19 protein-coding genes and 1 pseudogene are annotated in these 16708 nt (G+C 40.0%); 11 read left to right on the forward strand and 9 right to left on the reverse strand.

Translation table 11 applies throughout. The features are described 5' to 3' along the window. Positions 1-4: 4 nt before the first annotated feature. From ptsN to mgtE, 4 genes are all read left to right on the forward strand, one after another. On the forward strand, positions 5-457 hold the full coding sequence (gene ptsN / locus AAEY57_RS11145) for a PTS IIA-like nitrogen regulatory protein PtsN (RefSeq protein WP_033104262.1): 453 nt from the start codon (positions 5-7) through the stop codon (positions 455-457). A 19-nt stretch (positions 458-476) separates the two neighbouring features. Next, positions 477-1319, forward strand: a complete 843-nt coding sequence (rapZ, locus tag AAEY57_RS11150; protein WP_010390558.1) for an RNase adapter RapZ — start codon at positions 477-479, stop codon at positions 1317-1319. Between the two features lie 17 nt (positions 1320-1336). Next, positions 1337-1609 (forward strand): HPr family phosphocarrier protein, encoded by a 273-nt coding sequence (locus AAEY57_RS11155; protein WP_350607866.1) that lies wholly within the window; start codon positions 1337-1339, stop codon positions 1607-1609. A gap of 139 nt (positions 1610-1748) precedes the next feature. Further along, positions 1749-3107 carry a magnesium transporter gene (mgtE, locus tag AAEY57_RS11160; protein ID WP_024601347.1) on the forward strand — a complete coding sequence of 453 codons (1359 nt, stop codon included), beginning with the start codon at positions 1749-1751 and terminating at the stop codon, positions 3105-3107. Positions 3108-3194: 87 nt separating this feature from the next. On the opposite strand, the gene AAEY57_RS11165 is transcribed toward mgtE, so the two are convergent. Beyond that, positions 3195-5378 (reverse strand): YgiQ family radical SAM protein, encoded by a 2184-nt coding sequence (locus tag AAEY57_RS11165; protein WP_350607867.1) that lies wholly within the window; start codon positions 5376-5378, stop codon positions 3195-3197. A gap of 289 nt (positions 5379-5667) precedes the next feature. Between AAEY57_RS11165 and AAEY57_RS11170 the strand changes: the two genes are divergently transcribed. Both AAEY57_RS11170 and AAEY57_RS11175 read left to right on the forward strand, forming a co-directional pair. Then, the gene (locus AAEY57_RS11170) at positions 5668-6216 is read left to right on the forward strand and encodes an SRPBCC family protein (protein WP_028834533.1); all 549 of its coding nucleotides are present in this window, start codon (positions 5668-5670) and stop codon (positions 6214-6216) included. After that, positions 6185-7066 carry a TIGR03899 family protein gene (locus tag AAEY57_RS11175; protein ID WP_013463975.1) on the forward strand — a complete coding sequence of 294 codons (882 nt, stop codon included), beginning with the start codon at positions 6185-6187 and terminating at the stop codon, positions 7064-7066. The genes AAEY57_RS11170 and AAEY57_RS11175 overlap by 32 nt, the downstream gene beginning before the upstream one ends. A gap of 76 nt (positions 7067-7142) precedes the next feature. Here AAEY57_RS11175 and AAEY57_RS11180 read toward each other — a convergent pair whose 3' ends face one another. The 8 genes from AAEY57_RS11180 to AAEY57_RS11215 form a co-directional block, all read right to left on the reverse strand. Further along, on the reverse strand, positions 7143-7913 hold the full coding sequence (locus tag AAEY57_RS11180) for a TIGR04219 family outer membrane beta-barrel protein (RefSeq protein ID WP_350607868.1): 771 nt from the start codon (positions 7911-7913) through the stop codon (positions 7143-7145). Between the two features lie 3 nt (positions 7914-7916). Then, positions 7917-8903, reverse strand: a complete 987-nt coding sequence (locus AAEY57_RS11185) for a DUF2333 family protein (protein ID WP_350607869.1) — start codon at positions 8901-8903, stop codon at positions 7917-7919. Positions 8904-8911: 8 nt separating this feature from the next. Next, positions 8912-9421, reverse strand: a complete 510-nt coding sequence (locus AAEY57_RS11190) for a copper chaperone PCu(A)C (protein WP_350607870.1) — start codon at positions 9419-9421, stop codon at positions 8912-8914. Between the two features lie 78 nt (positions 9422-9499). Beyond that, entirely contained in the window at positions 9500-9826 is a 327-nt protein-coding gene (locus AAEY57_RS11195; RefSeq protein ID WP_016900286.1) for a hypothetical protein, read from the reverse strand. Between the two features lie 10 nt (positions 9827-9836). Continuing rightward, on the reverse strand, positions 9837-10043 hold the full coding sequence (locus AAEY57_RS11200; RefSeq protein ID WP_350607871.1) for a PspC domain-containing protein: 207 nt from the start codon (positions 10041-10043) through the stop codon (positions 9837-9839). 10 nt (positions 10044-10053) lie between these two features. Next, positions 10054-10734, reverse strand: a complete 681-nt coding sequence (locus AAEY57_RS11205; RefSeq protein ID WP_016900287.1) for a PspA/IM30 family protein — start codon at positions 10732-10734, stop codon at positions 10054-10056. A gap of 235 nt (positions 10735-10969) precedes the next feature. Then, entirely contained in the window at positions 10970-11902 is a 933-nt protein-coding gene (gene dusA / locus AAEY57_RS11210) for a tRNA dihydrouridine(20/20a) synthase DusA (protein WP_036955956.1), read from the reverse strand. Between the two features lie 123 nt (positions 11903-12025). Beyond that, positions 12026-12646, reverse strand: coding sequence for a MarC family protein (locus AAEY57_RS11215; protein ID WP_008115498.1), 621 nt, complete (start codon positions 12644-12646; stop codon positions 12026-12028). Positions 12647-12738: 92 nt separating this feature from the next. Between AAEY57_RS11215 and AAEY57_RS11220 the strand changes: the two genes are divergently transcribed. The 5 genes and pseudogenes from AAEY57_RS11220 (at position 12739) to AAEY57_RS11240 (ending at position 16644) form a co-directional block, all read left to right on the forward strand. Then, entirely contained in the window at positions 12739-13173 is a 435-nt protein-coding gene (locus AAEY57_RS11220) for a transcriptional repressor (protein WP_013463967.1), read from the forward strand. 63 nt (positions 13174-13236) lie between these two features. After that, the gene (locus tag AAEY57_RS11225) at positions 13237-13704 is read left to right on the forward strand and encodes a chemotaxis protein CheX (protein ID WP_013463966.1); all 468 of its coding nucleotides are present in this window, start codon (positions 13237-13239) and stop codon (positions 13702-13704) included. Continuing rightward, positions 13701-13961: pseudogene (locus tag AAEY57_RS11230) on the forward strand (secondary thiamine-phosphate synthase enzyme YjbQ); the annotation flags it as partial. The gene AAEY57_RS11225 and the pseudogene AAEY57_RS11230, both read left to right, overlap by 4 nt. Positions 13962-14069: 108 nt before the next feature. After that, on the forward strand, positions 14070-15428 hold the full coding sequence (locus AAEY57_RS11235) for a tyrosine-type recombinase/integrase (RefSeq protein ID WP_350607872.1): 1359 nt from the start codon (positions 14070-14072) through the stop codon (positions 15426-15428). Continuing rightward, the gene (locus AAEY57_RS11240; protein WP_350607873.1) at positions 15421-16644 is read left to right on the forward strand and encodes a hypothetical protein; all 1224 of its coding nucleotides are present in this window, start codon (positions 15421-15423) and stop codon (positions 16642-16644) included. Before AAEY57_RS11235 ends, AAEY57_RS11240 begins: the two co-directional genes overlap by 8 nt. The last annotated feature ends 64 nt before the right edge of the window (positions 16645-16708 follow it).

The raw sequence follows: 16708 nt of genomic DNA on the forward strand, positions 1-16708 counted from the left end.
CACTATGAAACTAAGCTCACTTATCTGTCAGGACTGCAGTAAAGCTGCGGTCCTTTTTAATAGTAAAAAAAGAATTTTAGAATTTATCAGTGAATTGGCTCACAATAAGCTGCCCTATTTAACACAACAAGATATTCTTAATGCATTAACTGCAAGAGAAAAGCTTGGAAGTACAGGCATTGGCCGAGGCATTGCTATTCCACATGGTCGCATGAGTGGAGCTCAAGAGCCCCTTGCTTTGATTTTAGTGAGCGAAACAGCTATTAATTTTGATGCGATTGATAACCGGCCGGTTGACATTTTTGTCGCGTTAATTGTTCCCGATGGCGATAATCAGCAGCATTTGAAGACGCTAGCCACGATTGCTGATAAGCTCAATGATAAAGAATTTTGTAAGCAATTACGAGCAGCAAAATCCGACAATGAGCTGTATCAAGTAATTGTAAGTCAACCGTAGTAACAATTAAGGGTGATAAATGGAATTAATAATTATAAGTGGTCGCTCAGGTTCTGGTAAATCTGTTGCGCTGCGTGTTGTTGAGGATTTAGGTTATTATTGTGTAGATAATATTCCTTTAAATTTATTGCCATCTCTTGTTCGTAGTGTTTCCGACAGCTACAACAAAATAGCCGTAAGTGTTGATGTGCGTAATTTACCTAAAGAGCAGCAACAGTTTAATGAAATCATTGAATATTTACCTGGTTTCACTAAGCCAACGGTGTTTTATTTAGACAGTGACGATCAAACCTTAATTAAACGTTTTTCAGAAACACGGCGTCTTCATCCTCTTTCTATTGATTCACTGCCACTTGATTTAGCAATAAAAAAAGAAAAACAACTCCTTGATGTACTCATTAACCGTGCCGATTATATGATTGATACTACGGATTTAAGTGTGCATCAGCTGGCTGAATCTATTCGTGAAAAAATACTCGGTAAAAAAGACAAACAACTGATCATTACCTTTGAGTCATTTGGTTTTAAGCACGGTATACCCAAAGAAGCAGATTATGTATTTGACGCTCGCTTTTTACCAAACCCGCATTGGGAGCCTGAACTTAAGCCACTCACAGGGTTAGATCAACCAGTAAAAGACTACCTAGCCAGCCACAGCATAGTACAAAAATTTACATGGCAAATTCAAACATTTGTGCAAACATGGCTGCCGCATTTAGAACGAAATAACCGCAGCTATTTGACCATAGCTATAGGCTGTACCGGAGGGCAACACCGCTCAGTTTATTTAGCGCAAACTATAGGTGAAAGCTTTGCAATGAGTCATCCTAATGTAAAAATTCGCCATCGAGAACAAGAATAAAGCTTGAGAGAATATTAATGCGGTTAGAAAACACATTTTTAATAAAAAACAAGTTAGGCCTGCATGCCAGAGCGGCCACTGTACTGGCACAGCTTTCTGTGCAATTTGATGCCTCAATCACGTTATTTCAAGACGATAAACAAGCCGCTGGCGACAGTGTATTAGCACTTATGTTACTCGAAAGCAGTCAAGGCAAAGAAGTTAAGGTAGTATGTGAAGGCCCCGACGCTGAGCCTGCACTTAGCGCAATAGGTGAACTCATCGACCAACGATTTAATGAGCAAGAATAAAAAAGTTCATTATTAACTCATCATCCTAAGCTTAGGTTAATAGTGGTTGAGGTAGTTTGCTCACATAAAGTAAGATAAACTAAAATTGAATAGCATTTATACCCTTCCAGCATGTAATACAATTTAATTAAGGACGCCAATGCCTGAAGCTTTAGAACAAGATATTCCACTACAACAACTAAAACAGGTGACTAAGTCACTAAATAGTGGTCAATTTGTTCAAGTTAGACGCATGCTGGCAAAGACGGCGCCTTGTGATACCGCACTTCTTTTAGAATCATCCCCGCATAAAATTCGCCGTATGCTCTGGCAGCTTGTTGATCCTGATGTACAAGGTGATGTGCTTGAAGAGCTTTCTGAAGATGTACGTTTGGGCATTATTGCGCAAATGGCACCCGAGCACATTGCTGCTGCAACCGAAGACATGGGTCATGATGACTTAGGGGAAGTACTACGTAGCCTACCTGACACTGTTTATAAAGACGTTGTTAGCGCTATGGATATTCAAGATAGAGAACGTGCAACGCAGGCTTTATCGTATCAAGAGCGCTCTGCTGGCGCATTGATGAATATAGATACCGTTACTATTCGCCCCGATGTGACTCTAGATGTGGTACTGCGTTATATTCGCTTACGCGGCGAATTACCTGAGGGTACAGATGACTTATATGTGGTTGATGAAAATAACTGCTTTTTAGGCGCCCTATCGCTGAGCACTTTATTAACCAACCCCCCTGAAAAAATTGTTCATGATTTAATGGATGAAGACTGTGAGTCTATTCCTATTTCAATGGATGAGAGCGAAGTTGCACAATTGTTTGAGCGTCATAACTGGATATCGGCACCGGTTGTTGATGACAACGCACACTTGCTTGGGCGGATCACCATTGATGATATCGTTGATGTTATACGTGAAGACGCTGAGCACAGTTTACTGGGTTTAGCGGGTTTAGATGATGAAGAAGATACCTTTGCACCTGTGTTGAAAAGCTCTAAAAAGCGCTCAATTTGGCTGGGTGTAAACTTACTAACTGCATTGCTGGCTGCAATTGTAGCGAGCTTTTTTGAAAACACCTTAGCTATATTACCAATTCTTGCTGTGCTCAATGGTATTGTCCCGTCAATGGGTGGGGTTGCAGGCAGCCAAACCTTAACTTTGGTTATTCGCGGTATCGCGGTGGGCCATATCAACCAAACTAACCAACGTTTTTTATTATTAAAAGAACTCGCTATCGGCGCGATTAACGGTATGGTTTGGTCTATCCTAATTGCCGGTGTTGTTGCGCTTTGGCAATGGGATTTCAAACTCGGTGGTGTTTTAGCGTTTGCTATGTTTATGAATTTAGTTGCAGCAGGTATTGCGGGTGCTAGTATCCCACTATTGCTTAAAAAAATGAAAATAGATCCAGCACTTGCAGGCAGTGTGGTACTAACCACGGTAACTGATATTGTTGGTATATTTGCCTTCTTAGGTACTGCGACTTGGTTATTGATTTAATCTTTTTATAAACGTTTTTAAACAAAAACACCGCATCAATACGCGGTGTTTTTGTTTAAGCCGATAGTTACTTTACATAAGTTAAGGCTACTTAGCGCGCTGGCGATTACCACCTACCTTAGGTTTAGTGTTGGCTTTTTTAAACTGGTTAAAGCCAGTATGACGAGTCAGCGCAGGACGACCGCCCTTGTTACCTTTTCCGCCTTTGGTTTGTCTTTCATCTCGCCCTTCTTCAGGGACTAAACAGTTAGGTCCTTTACCAATAAGCTTAGCTTTGCCCATGTTACGCAGGGCTTCGCGGATCATTGGCCAACCGGCAGGATCGTGATAGCGTAAAATTGCTTTATGCAAACGACGTTGACGCGCTCCCTTAGGCACAGCTACTTGCTCCGTATTATTTTTAATATTACGAAGCGAGTTCATTTCAGTATGATAAATAGTGGTCGCATTAGCCATCGGTGATGGGTAAAAATTTTGTACCTGATCAAGCTTAAAGTCATTCGATTTCAACCATAAAGCCATGTTTACCATGTCTTCATCTTTAGTCCCCGGGTGAGCAGAAATAAAGTATGGAATTAAATACTGCTTTTTACCCGCTTCTTTTGAGTACTTATCAAATAACGCTTTAAATTCATCATAGGCGCCCATACCTGGTTTCATCATTTTTGATAATGGGGCATCTTCTGTGTGCTCAGGTGCTATTTTTAAATATCCACCAACATGATGGGTTACTAGCTCTTTAACGTAACGAGGATCACGTACTGCAAGGTCATAACGCACGCCCGAAGCAATTAAGATCTTTTTGATCCCTTTAACCTCACGCGCCTTTTTATATAAGTCGATAGTGGGTGTGTGATCGGTATCCATATGCTTACAAATATCAGGATACACACACGACAAGCGACGGCACGTACTCTCTGCTTTTTTGCTGGTACAACGCAGTTTGTACATATTTGCAGTTGGCCCACCTAAATCAGAAATAACCCCCGTAAAGCCCGGCACTTTATCTCTAATTTGTTCAATTTCTTCGATAATCGATTCTTGAGAACGGCTTTGTATTATGCGCCCCTCATGCTCGGTAATAGAACAAAACGAACAGCCGCCAAAACAGCCGCGCATAATATTTACCGACGTTTTAATCATGTCGTAAGCGGGGATTTTATTATCGCCATAACTTGGGTGTGGAATACGCTGGTAAGGTAAACCAAACACGTCATCCATTTCCTGAGTTTCAAGCGGATAAGCCGGCGGATTCACCCAAATAGAACGATCGCCATGACGCTGAAATAACGCCCTTGCACAACCTGGGTTGGTTTCTTGATGTAAAATACGTGATGCATGCGCATACAAAGGCTTATTAACGCTAACCTGCTCAAATGCCGGCAGTTTAACGTAAGTTTTTTCCCACGGCTTAGGACGAGCAGGCTGGATGGTAATTGGTTTTGCAGCTTCTGCTTGTAAATCGATGCCGGCTTGCTTAAATTCTGATTTAGCACAGCCCACATCATCCGCGCCATAAGGATTAGGAATGGGGTCTATTTTACCAATTTTATCAATCGCTGTTGAGTCACTGCCACGCCAACCAGGTAAAGGCTCTTTACGAATAACTGCCGTGCCTCTAACATCCTGTATGGTATCCATGGTTTCACCGGCAGCGATACGATGCGCTACTTCAACTAACGGGCGTTCGGCATTACCATAAATTAAAATATCGCCTTTAGCGTCAAATAATACGCTACGACGTACTTTTTCTTGCCAGTAATCATAATGAGCAATACGGCGCAGGCTGGCTTCAATGCCCCCTAACACTAATGGCACATCTTTGTAGGCTTCACGACAGCGTTGTGAATAAATGATCACTGCGCGATCTGGGCGTTTACCGCCGACATTTCCTGGTGTGTATGCGTCATCATGGCGCATTCGTTTTTCAGCGGTGTAACGATTGATCATCGAGTCCATATTACCGGCTGTAATACCAAAAAATAAGTTAGGCTTACCCAATGCCATAAACGCATCTTTAGAGTTCCAATCTGGTTGAGCAATAATACCCACTCTAAAACCTTGCGCTTCTAGCACTCGGCCAATCACGGCCATCCCAAAACTAGGATGGTCTACATAAGCATCACCGCTAATAATAATAATATCGCAGCTATCCCAGCCAAGCGCGTCCATTTCTTCGCGTGTTGTTGGTAAAAATGGAGCTGTGCCATAACACTCAGCCCAATACTTGGGGTATGAGAATAAGGCGCGTTCAGCTTTTAATGTGCTCATAAAATTGGCCGTTCAATAACAAAAGGCGCGAATTATACCCTATCGACATCCCCGTTGATATAGCACAAAATGAAAGCGCTGATTAAAAATTGTTTACCTTTATTGCATTACTAAAACTAATAAATCATCTAAACTTATTACGGCTAATGTCTGCTTTTGGAATAATACAAGGTAGATAAAATAGATCAAAAGCAACCGCGACTTCGTTAAACTATTAAATAATTAATAATTGATAGACGCTGTAAATTAAAATAGATGAGGAATACCTATTAAACTACTTAAAAAAATAATGCAGTTTTCAATCATTTTACTCCTGGTTTTTGTTGTCGTTGGATTATTGTTACCACAAAATTATCATGTGCAAAAAAGTATAAAGATTAACGCACGCGCTCCCGTAATAAAGTCATTAGTGGAGGACTTTACCCAGTGGTATAAATGGTCGCCGTGGCAACAAATAGACCCTAACATTAAGTTTAATATTGGAGAACCGAGCTCTGGCGCAGGAGCCTACCAATCTTGGGAAGGTAAATGGGGCAAAGGCGAAATGACAATATCGTCATTAAGCGATAATGAAGTTGTATTTAGTGTGTTATTTAATCAAGAGCATATTATCACTAGCAAATTGCTATTTAGCCCGCACACAAAAACCGTCACGTGGCATATAGAAGGACAAGCAACGATGCCGCTTATTTCTGGGTACGTTGCTATATTTGCTGAAAATATATTAGGTAATATAGTGACCCTAGGATTAAATAACCTAAAAACGGTCGCTCAACTCAGTGATGCACAAGCAATAATGGAAAGCCATGACAGTCAAAACCGCACAAGCCAGGATTAAACTTGCCAATATTATTGAGTCACTGCTAGGTTACTCGGTCACAAAAGTGAGCAATACGCCTGCCATTGATGAAAAAACCTATAATCCTCAAGGTAAAGCCAAATCGCTTTATAGTATTAATAGCGAGCATTCAATTTTAGCGCGTGCTCAAAAACGACAAGACTTACTACTGATTAAACAGCAACAAAATATTGAGACTATTTTAGCCTTAGCAATGGAGTTTTGTCCTGATGTTGCTTGCGCCAAACAGCCCGATGCTGATTGGGTAGAGCACTTTATAGCCTTATGTGAAGATACCTCAAATCAATCTATGCAAGTGTTGTGGGCAAAAATTTTTACTGGCGAAACCATTAGCCCAGGTACTTTTTCTATTAAAAGTTTACAAACACTTAAGCACATGACCCAGCGCGAAGCCGATTCATTAAGAAAGTGCGTGTCTATTTCTGGATATAACGAAAAGGATAGCAGCCACCTAATATTCTTGGGGTATTACAAAAAACCCTCATTATTTGATTTACTAGGTAAAGGCAATAAAGTGTCATTAAGCATAGGTAAAAGCGGCGTGAGCTTTCCAGACGTACTAACTTTAATGGATTTAAACTTGCTGTATCGTAAAGAAATAGAGTCAGCGGCATTAAAAGTAGGACAAGAGTTCACCCTATCCTTTTTATCACAAAAACTAACCTTAAAAGCAAAAAGTAACGATTTGGTGCTTAGCTATTATAAGTTTACTCAAACAGGTGATGAACTATTTAGATTAATGAACTACCCAATTAACAAGGTGTACAAACAGTTAATTGGTTCAGCATTTGAAGGGGAGTTTGAATTAGTTTGGCATTCTTTAAAATAGCAAACAGAGATGACTAAAGCGTGTGTTAGCTTTTAAAAATAAGAGCCACACAAGGTGGCTCAAAATAATACTTTAATTAAAAGTGAACCTGAATACCGGCAAACGGCCCCGATGCATCAATATCAGTATTAATATCATCGACATCATCAAGTTCTAAAACCATAGAGCGGTAGCCCGCTTTAACCGCAACATCAACTGCTAGGTTATCAATAAATTCCCAAGCAATACCCATTTGGTAATCTTGTACTTTACTGTCATCGATGGCTAAAAAGCTGCCTTCAGCAAAAACACTTAAACCACTAAATGGTAAACCCGCTTCAAAACGTCCATATACTAACGGCACAACACCAGAGAACGCTTCGATTTCAGTAAAGTTAGCGCCACCTTGTTGTGATGTACCTGTTACAACAAGCTCACCATCAAACTGCTTAGCATTAATACCTAAATCAATTGAGATTAAGTCGTTATCAAAAATTTCATAATACAGAATATAATCAATGTGCGATAAGTCAGTGACTGAATTAACATCAGTGCCAACAATATAATCAGAGCCATTAAAGCTAAATGTATCTTCAAGTTGCGTTGAACCGGTTAGTTCAAGCTCAGTGTATTTTAGCTTTAAGTTTGGCACTAATGGCACTGGGTGCTCAAGCGCAGCGTAATAACTTACAAAGGTTTCATCTTCAAAGTTGAAGTTTTGCAGGGCATTATTGTTATCAGAAAAGCTACCGTCATTATCTGCTTTCCAACCATCAACCCCTACATATAAACCCAATACAGTGTCGGCTTGTGCTACAGGGGCTAAACATGCCATTGATAAGGCTGCTGCTATACAATACTTTTTCATTTTTTATCCTTGCGCTAATAATTCGCTAAGTTCAATTAGTGCCGCATTGGCTCTAGAAATATAATTTGCCATAACAAGTGAATGGTTGGCGACATAACCAAATCCATTACCGTTTAAAATCATTGGGCTCCATACCGTTTCTTGGGTTGCTTCAAGCTCGCGTATAATTTGTTGCAAGCTGACACGGGCGTTCTTTTTATCAAGCACATCGGCAAAATCATATTCAACCGCCTGTAAAAAGTGCAGTAAAGCCCAAGTGGCCCCACGTGACTCATAAAATACATCATCAATTTCCCACCATGATGTTTTTATTTGTTGTTGTAAAGGCGTATAGGTGCCCTGTGTATTTGAAGAGTTACCGGCGAGGTCAGTGTTAACCTTATCTTGACCCACGCTTGCACTTAAACGCTGACTTAAGCTGCCTAAACGCTTTTCAGCTTCTTTTAACCAACTGCGTAGGTTATCTGCACGAGAGTAAAATTGGCTATCGCGCTCATGCTGATTGGCTATTTGAGAACGATATACCATTAAATAATCAATTCCTTTTTGGTATTCACCCTCAGCACTTGGCCATGCCCATGCTTCAGAGCTGATATTAAATTGTGGCTGAGCTTTTTTGAGCGCTTCGTGTTCAGTTGATTGCGATTGTGAGCGGCTAAAATCTTTTCGCATAGACAACGCTAAATCACGCACCATTTCCAGCGCACCATACTCCCAGGCCGGCATATTGTCCATTATTACGCTCGGTGGTAGCACATCATTTGATAAGTAACCGCCTGATTTAGTTAAAAGCGTATCAGCTACAGTGATGAGTGTTGAAGTTGTTACATAACCTGTGACTAGTTTTTCACTGCGTTGCTGCGCTTGTTGCTTAGCATTTTGCACAACATCAAAACGTGAAGGCTCTATACTCCAGTACACTGCAATGGCGTAAAACACGACAAATAACAGTACCAGTGCCGTTATTATTTTTCCTTTATGCTGTGACATTTATCCTCCTAATGATGACTATGATCTTTCGATGCTTTTACCGGCTCTGCTTGTGAGGCTAACGAAACGACTTTTGCATTGGTAAATACTCGGTTCCCGTCTTCAAAATATAGCGTGAGTTTACGTTCTTGACCTACTTTTAACGGTTCTTGTGGTTCAAACACCATTAAATGATAGCTGCCTGGCTTAAAATCGAGTTGTTGGTGAGCTTTAATAAGCAATGATTCGACTTTTTGCATTTTCATCATACCGTCAGCGTGAACGTGCTCATGAATTTCAACACGCCCTAGGCTATCAATTGTCGCTTTAGTCAACGTTGCTGGTACATTGCTGTGGTTTTTAATACTAAAGTAAGCCACACTCGCTTTGGTTGCCGGCAAAAACTCTCTTACTTGCGCATGTGTTACTTGTAGCTGCGCAACAACACTATCGTGTTCATGTCCTTCGTGCGCCATTAACGAAGACGAAAAAACACCCACCATTAATGCACTTGCTATCAAAATACATTGTTTAATCATCAGTAAAATCCTTGTTAAAACAAAAAAATATAGTTCAAATTTATCATAATTCCCCTATGTTAGGCAGCTAATTTAAGCTCAAGAGACGACTTTTTTGTTATCTGCGATTAACCAACACAGCCCTGCTACAAACAATAACGGCCAAGCAATCATCAATGATCCGAATAAAAAAGCTAAAATAGTACCAGCCAGTGCCACCATCGCCGCGCCAACTAACCCCATCGTCACTAAAGCAACAATCGCAATAACAACGATAATAGCAACTAATGCACCAATGAGCTCTATACCTGTCCAGCTAATATCTGAGATCCATAGCGGAAACTGCCACACATCAAAGTGAATAATTGAACCGCTATTAATTAAAAACAACGCAACAATAACTAGGCACACGGCGAATGTTTTCATGCTGCTCTCCTTACACTGCTTTTTCTTCAAGGCAACCGTGAGCAATTAAATAACCTAGCGCCACTGCAAACGGAAAACTTAAAAATAATAAAACAGTCACTAAGCGAGTAGACCATACCGGAAAGTCTAGTCGGTAAGCTAACCCACTACAGACGCCTGATATTTTTTTGTTAAGCGTATTTTTGTACCAACGACGGTGTGTATTAAAACTATTCATAACAATCTCCTTAAGCTGTTTGTTTATTAGCAGTATTTAAACTTGCTTTTAAACTAGCCAGTTCTGCATCAATTTTTTCATTTTTAACCAGTGACTCAATTTGCATAGCTGTATTGCTCGCAGTATCTGTGAGCTCATACGCTTCAACTTGCGACTCTACACTTTCAACGCGGCGCTCTATTTGCTCAAATCGTGATAAGGCAAAAGCCACTTTATCGCTTTGTAGTTGCGTATTTATTTTTGCCCTTGCCTCAACTACGTTTTCACGCTTTGCAAGTTGTGCTTGCTTTGCTTTTGCCTGCGTCATTTTTTGCTGTAAGCGCTCGCAGTCTTCAGTGATTTTAGTAATCGATTGTTGTAATGCCTCAAGCTGCGTTTGCAAGCACCCTATGCTTTGTTCAACTGTGTGTTTTTCGGCTAATGCTGATTTAGCTAAATCGTCACGATTTTTTGTCACAGCATGCTCAGCTTTTAATTGCCAATTTGCGAGCGCTTGCTGTTTGTTACTTATTTGACGTTTAATGCTCTTTTCTTCACATAAAAGTGCAGCTGCCGTACTACGACACTCATTAAGCGCTTCTTGCATTTCAGTAAGCATTAAATTGAGTAACTTTTCTGAGTCTTCTGCTTTATCAAGCATAGCTACAATATTTGCTTGAATGACGTCGTTTACGCGGTTAAATATGCCCATGTTATTCTCCTGATGATTTTTATTTATACATCAACATGATTCCAAGAGTTATGCCAATAACTTAAGATGGTTTTATTTTCATTAAATATCATGTGGTTAAGTTATTTTAAGTAGGTAAATTAATGACTCGCCACTGAATGAATTAAGTCGAATTGGCTAATAAATTAAACTTTTGACCAAAATTTGGGATCAAAAAAAGCCACCTGAGGTGGCTTTTTTCTATACAGAGGATCTGTTATTCGGGTACGTAACTTAGTGCTTTATCCATAACACTCAAATCAGCTTGCTTGCCATGGCCATTTTCAGATAAATGGCGTCTAAAACCACGCGCACCGGGTTGTCCCTGAAAAATACCCAACATATGGCGAGCAACATGCCAAAAGTTAGCGCCTAAACGCATCTCTTCTTCAATGTAATCATACATAGAGCGCACAACATCATGACGTGACTGAGTATTAGCAGCGTCACCATATATTTTTTCATCCACTTCATTTAGCATAAATGGATTGCTGTAAGCCTCTCGGCCAACCATCACTCCATCTATGTACTGTAAATGCTCAAGGCTTTGCTCAATGGTTTTAACACCGCCATTAATACTTAAATCAAGTTGTGGATAATCTTTTTTAAGCTGGTAAACACGGGGGTAGTTAAGCTCAGGAACTTCGCGATTTTCTTTTGGACTCAACCCTTTTAGCCATGCCTTACGGGCATGAATAATAAAATCATCACAGCCTACTTTATGCGATGCTTCAATAAGCGCACATAAAAATTCATAGGAATCTTGCTCATCAATACCAATGCGCGTTTTTACCGTAACAGGAATACTGACTTCACTTTTCATTGCAGCAACACACTCTGCCACAAGCTCGGGCTCTGCCATTAAACAGGCACCAAAACGCCCATTTTGCACACGATCTGATGGGCAACCTACGTTAAGGTTTATTTCATCATAACCGCGCTCACCTGCAAGCTTGGCACACTGTGCTAGCGCTTGCGGATCTGAGCCCCCCAGCTGCAGCGCTACTGGGCCTTCATGTTGATTAAAGTGCAAATAGTCACCACGGCCAAACAAAATAGCACCTGTGGTGATCATTTCAGTGTAGAGGACGGTGTGCTTTGTCATTTTACGATGAAACGTACGACAATGGCGATCAGTCCAATCGAGCATGGGGGCAACAGAAAAGCGTCGATTTAAAGTACGTTTATCCAAAATGTAGTCCTCAAAAATTTATAATTTAAGCACAGCTTAAAAGGCGCTGCATTTTACACAAAAGCCCCATGCGCAGCAATATTAAGCAAACACCTGCAAGCCAAAGTATTGTGCGATACCATTTAAAATATTCGTTACTGCGACTGAGCTTAAAATTAACCCCATAATTCGGCTAATAATACTTGCCCCACTATCACCTATTATTTTATGTACATGCGTAGCAAGTAATAACAAAATAAGTACCACCACTAAAACGGCCAGCATCATTGATGAGGTAATCATTTGTTCAACCCAAGTATATTCTTCATTACGCGTCATTAATACCGCACCTAACATAGCGCCTGGGCTTGCAATTGAGGGTATAGCCAGCGGAAAAATAGCGGTTTCAGTGCTATCGCGAACACTTTTAATTTCAGCTTCGGGTTTACTTTCACCAAACGTCATGGAGAGTGCAAAAATTAATAAGATCAACCCACCGGCTATTTGAAATGCCGATAGTGGAATCTCAATCACATTGAGTAATTGCTCACCGGCAACCACAAAAAATAACAGTACTAAAGCAGATACACCCACTGCTTTAAAAATTACTTTACGCTTAAACTTGTCGTCATCACCCCGAGTTACGGCGATAAAAACCGGAATTGTGCCGATTGGATCGATAACTGCAAAAAAGAAAATAAATATGGCTAATAGTTCATGCATTAATGAATACCTTTTCACAAAAGCGGTTAATAAAACGCTGCAACTACAATACAGTATGTTAGTATATCACGGCAAAGTAAGGATGAGAGAAGATGAATATAGAATCACTCGTAAGTAAAGCAAAACAAGTATGCGACAACCGTGGTGCGCGATTCACACCTATTCGCGAAAAGGTATTTCGTTTATTAGCAAGCGCTCAAGGTGGTGTGGGTGCATACGATTTGCTAGAGCAATTAAAAGTCACTGAAACAGGCGCAAAACCTGCGACAATTTATCGTGCTTTAGACTTTTTAGCAGAACTCGGTTTTATTCATAAAATTGAAAGCACTAATGCATTCATGTTGTGTCATCACTTTGATCATATTCATCCTGTTCAATTACTAATTTGCGATACATGTGGGTTTGTTAAAGAGCTGCATTCAACAGTAATTTCACATGAGCTCAATAACTTAGCAGCCGAAAGTGGCTTTGTAGTTTCTGGGCAAACCATAGAAGCACACGGTAAATGTGACGCTTGTCGAGCATAGCTGAGCGACTATAGCTATACTTTACGTATACCCTCTATCAGTACCAATTTAAGGATATATAATATGAATGTAGAGTTCATTAATCCCTTTTTATCTTCTTTGATGAATGTATTGAGCACCATGGCTCAAACTCAGTTAAAACCAGGTAAACCTCGCATTAAAACCGATGAAGTAGCCTGTGGTGATGTATCGGGATTAATTGGTATGGTTGGCCCCCAAACTCGCGGTTCATTTTCAATAACCTTCGACGAAAGTTTAGCGCTGACTATAATGGAACGTATGTTAGGTGAGCGACCTGACAGCGTAAATGAAGAAGTCACTGACATGGTCGGCGAAATAACCAATATGGTCACCGGTGGTGCTAAAAACCTATTAGGTGAAAAAGGCTATGACTTTGCCATGGCAACCCCCATTGTTGTGTCTGGTAAAAACCATACTATTACGCATAAAAGTGACGGCAAAAAAATTATTATGCCATTTACCAGTGATGCAGGTAATGCAAACATTGAAGTGAGCTTCGATAAGCTATGAGCTGGTCGCAAACCACGATTACATTAAAGCCTCGCTCGCGGGGCTTTCACTTAATTGATAACGACATACTGACTAAACTCCCACAGCTGAGCCAACTAAAAATAGGTTTATTACACTTATTTATTCAACACACCTCTGCCAGCTTAACCATTAATGAAAATGCCGATCCGACCGTGCGTATGGATATGGAAAGCCACTTCAATCAGTTTGTACCTGAGCGCCAGCCTTATTATCGTCATGACTATGAGGGCGATGATGTACACTATAGTTAATTAACTTTAGCGAATATTAGAAGTTCAAAAAAATGGACAATCTTTAGCCTTGCACTAGACTGACTAGATTAACAATCCACTTTAAGGCCGCTAATGTCCGCAGTCTCAAAAGTAGTGTTACGTGCATTGACGCTCTATACACCCAAGATAAAAAGCAACCTTGCTTTTGATAATTCCTCCTTCACAGTTGAAAAAGCTGAAGCAGATAACTTCCCTATTGCTAGCTACTCCCACTTTCCTGTAATTATTACAGAGTTCGGAATTCCTTGGCCTCCAGCAAATCTTTATCTACTTAGTAAACTAGAGCATATCAATACCCCCAGCCCAAAAACCTTAGAGTCAATCGCAAACGATCTAGTAACGTTTAAACGGTTTCTTGATACTGAAGAAATTAGTCATGACTTTTTCCCCAAGCGAAGAATAAACAGACCCACTTACAGATTTAGAGCCTATTTGGTTGAAGAAATCAGAAATAAGAAGATAGCTACCAGTACAGCCAAACGAAAAATGAGTAGCATTATCGGCTTTTATCGTTGGCTACTAAAGCAACCAACATTTCAACCTGAATATCCTCCTTGGAACGAGTCGGAAAGGTTTATTACTTTCCATGACAACTTTGGCTTCACTCAATCTAAATCAGTAAAAAAAACAGATCTATCGCTTAGAGTGCAGGAGCAATATGCAACTGATGGCATTAATGACGGCGGAAAACTAAAACCTCTAACAAAACCGGAACAACGAAGTCTAGCCATTGCTCTAAACGCGTGTGGAAATATTGAAATGACTCTCATCTTTCTAATTGCCCTGACTTCTGGGGCTAGAGTGCAGAGCGTATGTACTATAAGGCGCGGAGACTTAAGTTTATCGAATACATATATGGGCCTCTGTATAGTACATGCGGGAAACTCCACATTAGTCGAAACTAAGTTTAACAAACGTATGACTATCTTTATCCCTCTATGGGTGATGGAAAAGCTGATTACTTATGCGCAATCTCCAAGGGCTATCAATCGCAAAGCTAATTCTCCGCACTATAAAGATGATGAACAATCCCAATATTTGTTTTTAACCAAAAGTGGAAAACCCTATTACATCTCTGAGAAGGACCCTCAAATAGCGTCATATAGATCCCCTCCACGGGGGGACGCTATCAGACAATTCATCAAAACGACTTTATCTACAGAACTTCAAAAGATAGGACATGATTTTAAATTTAGATTTCATGATCTAAGAGCTACATTTGGACTTAACTTGATAGAACAATTTACTGATAACTTGGAGCAAGGTGATATTTCTCGATTTGACTTACTAATGCTAGTTCGAGAGCGAATGGGTCACCAAAAGCTTGAAACAACCGAGGGCTACCTTAATTACCGCGTCAAAAATAAGAACCTAACCCAGGCGCAAAACAACTATGAAAACTTCCTAAGGGAACTAGCCGACAATGCCTAATGGTTTTAATAACCGAAAATTAACGGTAATCGACATCAAAGATCTGATCCAAGGGGCACTTTCGGACACTGTAAATATTTTTGATTACTCAACACTAGCTATTAAATTTGAAAGTCGAGCCAATCCTTTAGACATTGGAGCTTGGTGTTATCAAAATCGACTAAGAGCAAATCGTAGCCAAAGACTAGTTCGCCTTGGCAGTATTCTGGACCATAGAAAGGTAAGAATAGAGAACTTGCTTGATAAGATAATCCTTGAACTGACTTCAGGGAAAAAAGAGTCCTCCTTAATTCAAGAGTTGAAAAATTTCGGGCGTTTTATTGATTGGTGTGACAGCTCTGGACACAGCCATTTTTTTAGTAACGTAAAAAGAGCAAATACAACTGTAATTGCTTTTATTGAGTATCAGAAGGGACTTCTTAGGAAACATTCAAGAAGCATCTTGACCGCTGTTACTGCTCAAAATAATGCAATTAAATGGCTTGCATCCAGCCTAGGCGTAGATCAATCAATGCTTATTGAAGGTCTTGTTTTACTTAAAAAGAACATGAGTTCAGTCAACTCAACACTCTCGCCACTGAATAAAGACGTGATGCATCAGCTCAAGTGCTATGAGCAAATTTTGAATCAAATATCTGACATTTTAATTAATCAAAAGCCACTGCCTTACTTATTAGAACTTACAAACCAATCAGTTTGGCTTATGCCACAGAAAAAAGTTTTCGCAACTGCAGCAATGCTAAAATCAAGGCAGAATTGGCCAAATAAATATTATGCATACGACTATCTCAATGGATGCATTTCACAACCCGAAGAAATTGAACACTTATACGATGAAGCCCGTAAAAAATATTCTGCGCAAACCGCCGTCAAAAGTGCAATAACGCTAAAGCATCAAGTAAATACAACACCACGACATTACATTCGTATTTTCTTATTTAACTACGCTCAAGCAGCTTTTTACAATTTGTTTCTCGCAAATACTGGGATGAACTCAAAACAAGCTTTCGAAATGACTTGGTCCGAAGAGTTTATTACAAAAAATACATGCCAAGGCTTTAAGACCATAAAACAACGCGCTAAAGGCAAAACCCAGAACTTCGAAATAACCAGCACATTTCTTCCGACTTTCAAACTTTACTTGAAGCTACGAAGCTTTATTCTTGATGGAAACGATTACCCCAAACTATTTGTATGTCACTTTGTAGTGGCATAGTTAATTTGGCCACCCATTAAGAAAGAAATGTTATGCTAATAAGCATACAAATTTGGGTGAAAAA

The organism is Pseudoalteromonas sp. MER144-MNA-CIBAN-0113 (assembly GCF_040308965.1).
GTDB classification, from domain to species: domain Bacteria; phylum Pseudomonadota; class Gammaproteobacteria; order Enterobacterales; family Alteromonadaceae; genus Pseudoalteromonas; species Pseudoalteromonas tetraodonis.

What these genes read in the sequence shown, in the direction of transcription:
- ptsN (WP_033104262.1), top strand. Translation starts at nt 5, where the DNA reads ATGAAACTAAGCTCACTTATCTGTCAGGACTGCAGTAAAGCTGCGGTC.
- rapZ (WP_010390558.1), top strand. Translation starts at nt 477, where the DNA reads ATGGAATTAATAATTATAAGTGGTCGCTCAGGTTCTGGTAAATCTGTT.
- AAEY57_RS11155 (WP_350607866.1), top strand. Translation starts at nt 1,337, where the DNA reads ATGCGGTTAGAAAACACATTTTTAATAAAAAACAAGTTAGGCCTGCAT.
- mgtE (WP_024601347.1), top strand. Translation starts at nt 1,749, where the DNA reads ATGCCTGAAGCTTTAGAACAAGATATTCCACTACAACAACTAAAACAG.
- AAEY57_RS11165 (WP_350607867.1), bottom strand. Translation starts at nt 5,378, where the DNA reads ATGAGCACATTAAAAGCTGAACGCGCCTTATTCTCATACCCCAAGTAT.
- AAEY57_RS11170 (WP_028834533.1), top strand. Translation starts at nt 5,668, where the DNA reads ATGCAGTTTTCAATCATTTTACTCCTGGTTTTTGTTGTCGTTGGATTA.
- AAEY57_RS11175 (WP_013463975.1), top strand. Translation starts at nt 6,185, where the DNA reads ATGACAGTCAAAACCGCACAAGCCAGGATTAAACTTGCCAATATTATT.
- AAEY57_RS11180 (WP_350607868.1), bottom strand. Translation starts at nt 7,913, where the DNA reads ATGAAAAAGTATTGTATAGCAGCAGCCTTATCAATGGCATGTTTAGCC.
- AAEY57_RS11185 (WP_350607869.1), bottom strand. Translation starts at nt 8,903, where the DNA reads ATGTCACAGCATAAAGGAAAAATAATAACGGCACTGGTACTGTTATTT.
- AAEY57_RS11190 (WP_350607870.1), bottom strand. Translation starts at nt 9,421, where the DNA reads ATGATTAAACAATGTATTTTGATAGCAAGTGCATTAATGGTGGGTGTT.
- AAEY57_RS11195 (WP_016900286.1), bottom strand. Translation starts at nt 9,826, where the DNA reads ATGAAAACATTCGCCGTGTGCCTAGTTATTGTTGCGTTGTTTTTAATT.
- AAEY57_RS11200 (WP_350607871.1), bottom strand. Translation starts at nt 10,043, where the DNA reads ATGAATAGTTTTAATACACACCGTCGTTGGTACAAAAATACGCTTAAC.
- AAEY57_RS11205 (WP_016900287.1), bottom strand. Translation starts at nt 10,734, where the DNA reads ATGGGCATATTTAACCGCGTAAACGACGTCATTCAAGCAAATATTGTA.
- dusA (WP_036955956.1), bottom strand. Translation starts at nt 11,902, where the DNA reads ATGCTCGATTGGACTGATCGCCATTGTCGTACGTTTCATCGTAAAATG.
- AAEY57_RS11215 (WP_008115498.1), bottom strand. Translation starts at nt 12,646, where the DNA reads ATGCATGAACTATTAGCCATATTTATTTTCTTTTTTGCAGTTATCGAT.
- AAEY57_RS11220 (WP_013463967.1), top strand. Translation starts at nt 12,739, where the DNA reads ATGAATATAGAATCACTCGTAAGTAAAGCAAAACAAGTATGCGACAAC.
- AAEY57_RS11225 (WP_013463966.1), top strand. Translation starts at nt 13,237, where the DNA reads ATGAATGTAGAGTTCATTAATCCCTTTTTATCTTCTTTGATGAATGTA.
- AAEY57_RS11235 (WP_350607872.1), top strand. Translation starts at nt 14,070, where the DNA reads ATGTCCGCAGTCTCAAAAGTAGTGTTACGTGCATTGACGCTCTATACA.
- AAEY57_RS11240 (WP_350607873.1), top strand. Translation starts at nt 15,421, where the DNA reads ATGCCTAATGGTTTTAATAACCGAAAATTAACGGTAATCGACATCAAA.